The sequence below is a fragment of the Liquorilactobacillus ghanensis DSM 18630 genome (assembly GCF_001435235.1).
Lineage (GTDB): Bacteria > Bacillota > Bacilli > Lactobacillales > Lactobacillaceae > Liquorilactobacillus > Liquorilactobacillus ghanensis.
In genome coordinates this window covers 1-3076 of sequence record NZ_AZGB01000010.1, presented here as the reverse complement: position 1 = coordinate 3076, position 3076 = coordinate 1, and the positions used below count along the sequence as shown (strand labels likewise).

The 3076-nt window shown below is 49.1% G+C and carries 1 rRNA gene; it reads left to right on the top strand.

The features are described from left to right. Positions 1–126: 126 nt before the first annotated feature. Positions 127–3044: ribosomal RNA gene (locus FC89_RS04005) — 23S ribosomal RNA — on the top strand. The last annotated feature ends 32 nt before the right edge of the window (positions 3045–3076 follow it).

The following is a 3076-nucleotide window of genomic DNA, read 5'->3' as shown; positions in this document are numbered from 1 at the left end:
TCAAACTTGTTCTTTGAAAACCAGATAATATCTTTTTATATAAACCGAGAACACCGCGTATTAAAAGAGTTTTGAACAAGAAGTTCTTAACGCAAACTCATAACCGTTTTACCGCAGGTAAAACAAGGTTAAGTTAATAAGGGCGCATGGTGGATGCCTTGGCACTAGGAGCTGATGAAGGACGGGACTAACACCGATATGCTCCGGGGAGCTGTAAGTGAGCTGTGATCCGGAGATTTCCGAATGGGGCAACCCAATAGCTGTAATGGGCTATTACTACTAGTTGAATTCATAGACTAGTCAGAAGCAAACGCGGGGAACTGAAACATCTAAGTACCCGCAGGAAGATAAAGAAAAATCGATTCCCCCAGTAGCGGCGAGCGAACAGGGAACAGCCCAAACTAGAAAGCTTGCTTTCTAGGGTTGTAGGACTGAACATTTGAGTTATCAAAGAAAACAATAGTCGAATGATCTGGGAAGGTCAGCAAAATAAGGTGAGAGCCCTGTAGATTAAATTGTTTTCCCTCAGTTCAGGATCCTGAGTACGACGGAACACGTGAAATTCCGTTGGAATCTGGGAGGACCATCTCCCAAGGCTAAATACTACCTAGTGACCGATAGTGAACCAGTACCGTGAGGGAAAGGTGAAAAGCACCCCGGAAGGGGAGTGAAATAGTTCCTGAAACCATGTGCCTACAAGTAGTTAGAGCCCATTAACGGGTGATAGCGTGCCTTTTGTAGAATGAACCGGCGAGTTACGTTTGTATGCAAGGTTAAGCCGTAAATGGTGGAGCCGTAGCGAAAGCGAGTCTGAATAGGGCGAATCAGTATGCAGACGTAGACCCGAAACCAGGTGACCTACCCATGTCCAGGTTGAAAGTGTGGTAAAACGCACCGGAGGACCGAACTCGTGTATGTTGAAAAATGCTGAGATGAGATGTGGGTAGCGGAGAAATTCCAAACGAACTTGGAGATAGCTGGTTCTCTCCGAAATAGCTTTAGGGCTAGCCTCGAAGTAAGGATAATGGAGGTAGAGCACTGTTTGAACTAGGGGCCCGTCTTGGGTTACTGAATTCAGATAAACTCCGAATGCCATTTATTTATCTTCGGGAGTCAGACTGCGAGTGATAAGATCCGTAGTCGAAAGGGAAACAGCCCAGACCACCAATTAAGGTCCCTAAATATATGTTAAGTGGAAAAGGATGTGGAGTTGCACAGACAACTAGGATGTTGGCTCAGAAGCAGCCACCATTTAAAGAGTGCGTAATAGCTCACTAGTCGAGTGACCCTGCGCCGAAAATGTACCGGGGCTAAACATATTACCGAAATTGTGGATGCAACCGTCAGGTTGCGTGGTAGGAGAGCGTTCTAAGGGCGATGAAGCTGGATCGTAAGGACCAGTGGAGCGCTTAGAAGTGAGAATGCCGGTATGAGTAGCGCAAGACAGGTGAGAATCCTGTCCACCGAATGACTAAGGTTTCCTGGGGAAGGCTCGTCCACCCAGGGTTAGTCGGGACCTAAGCTGAGGCCGCAAGGCGTAGGCAATGGATAACAGGTTGAGATTCCTGTACCAGCGATGACTGTTTGAACGATGGAGGGACGCAGGAGGCTAAGCACGCACACTGTTGGAGGTGTGTTCAAGCAATGAGTCTGTGAGTGAGTAAAATGCTTGCTTGCATGAGGACGAGTTGTGATGAGTAGCGAAATTTAAGTAGTAAAGGTGCTGATGTCACACTGCCGAGAAAAGCTTCTAGTAAGGTCAAAGCTGCCCGTACCGCAAACCGACACAGGTAGTCGAGGAGAGAATCCTCAGGTGAGCGAGAGAACTCTCGTTAAGGAACTCGGCAAAATGACCCCGTAACTTCGGGAGAAGGGGTGCTGAGCGTAAGCTCAGCCGCAGTGAAAAGGCCCAGGCGACTGTTTATCAAAAACACAGGTTTCTGCAAAATCGTAAGATGACGTATAGGGGCTGACGCCTGCCCGGTGCTGGAAGGTTAAGAGGATGGGTTAGCTTCGGCGAAGCTCAGAATTGAAGCCCCAGTAAACGGCGGCCGTAACTATAACGGTCCTAAGGTAGCGAAATTCCTTGTCGGGTAAGTTCCGACCCGCACGAAAGGCGTAACGATCTGGGCACTGTCTCGACGAGAGACTCGGTGAAATTATAATACCCGTGAAGATGCGGGTTACCCGCGACAGGACGGAAAGACCCCATGGAGCTTTACTGTAGCTTGATATTGGGTGTTTGTACAACTTGTACAGAATAGGTAGGAGCCATTGAAGCCGGAACGCTAGTTTCGGCAGAGGCATTAGTGGGATACTACCCTCGTTGTATGAACACTCTAACCCGCGCCAATAAACTTGGCGGGAGACAGTGTCAGGTAGGCAGTTTGACTGGGGCGGTCGCCTCCTAAAAGGTAACGGAGGCGCCCAAAGGTTCCCTCAGAATGGTTGGAAATCATTCGCAGAGTGTAAAGGCACAAGGGAGCTTGACTGCGAGACAGACAAGTCGAGCAGGGACGAAAGTCGGGCTTAGTGATCCGGTGGTTCCGTATGGAAGGGCCATCGCTCAACGGATAAAAGCTACCCTGGGGATAACAGGCTTATCTCCCCCAAGAGTCCACATCGACGGGGAGGTTTGGCACCTCGATGTCGGCTCATCGCATCCTGGGGCTGTAGTCGGTCCCAAGGGTTGGGCTGTTCGCCCATTAAAGCGGTACGCGAGCTGGGTTCAGAACGTCGTGAGACAGTTCGGTCCCTATCCGTCGCGGGCGTAGGAAATTTGCGAGGATCTGTCCTTAGTACGAGAGGACCGGGATGGACACACCGCTGGTGTACCAGTTGTTCTGCCAAGAGCATAGCTGGGTAGCTAAGTGTGGATGAGATAAACGCTGAAAGCATCTAAGTGCGAAACTCACCTCAAGATAAGATTTCCCATTCTTTAATAGAAATAAGGTTCCTGAGAGAAGATCAGGTAGATAGGCTGGAAGTGGAAGTTCAGTGATGAATGGAGCGGACCAGTACTAATAAACCGAAGACTTAACCAAAGAAGAAGAGTAAGAACGGAGTTCAAGGTAGA